General features: G+C 68.8%; 2 protein-coding genes. Both read left to right on the plus strand.

What is annotated here, in order from left to right; all coding sequences use genetic code 11:
* On the plus strand, positions 1–202 hold a 202-nt coding region (locus CCL05_RS39900), incomplete at its 5' end, for an AMP-binding enzyme (RefSeq protein WP_425275981.1).
* An 11-nt stretch (positions 203–213) separates the two neighbouring features.
* On the plus strand, positions 214–574 hold a 361-nt coding region (locus tag CCL05_RS39905; protein ID WP_086565499.1), incomplete at its 3' end, for a MaoC family dehydratase.

A 574-nucleotide genomic window follows, 5' to 3' on the forward strand; every position in this document is an offset into this window, starting at 1 on the left:
GGGCGAGGTGCCCCGCGCGGTCGTCGTCCCCCGCGAAGGCGCCGCACTCGACCCCGACGAGGTGCTCGCGTCGCTCGCCGGCCGCCTCGCCAAGTACAAGATCCCGAAGTCGGTCGTGGTGGCGGACGAACTGCCCCGCACCGCCTCCGGGAAGCTCCTGAAATCCCGTGTGCGCAAGCGCTACGGCACCGACTCCCAGTGAAGGACGGCTCCATGAGCATCACCGTCAACGGCCTCGACGAACTGAAGAAGCTCGCGGGCAGCGACCTCGGCACCAGCGAGTGGATCGAGGTCACGCAGGAGCGGATCGACACCTTCGCCGACGCGACCGGGGACCACCAGTGGATCCACGTGGACCCCGAGAAGGCCAAGGAGGGCCCCTTCGGCGCCCCCATCGCGCACGGCTACCTGACCCTCTCCCTCTTCATCCCGCTGTTCACCGAGCTGCTGGACGTCCAGGGCGTGACGACGAAGGTCAACTACGGCCTCAACAAGGTGCGTTTCCCCTCCCCGGTGAAGGTCGGCTCCCGCATCCGGCTGACGGCGAAGCTCGCCGAGGTCGAGGAGGTGCCGG

This window comes from Streptomyces africanus, from assembly GCF_002150735.1.
GTDB classification, from domain to species: Bacteria; Actinomycetota; Actinomycetes; order Streptomycetales; family Streptomycetaceae; genus Streptomyces; species Streptomyces africanus.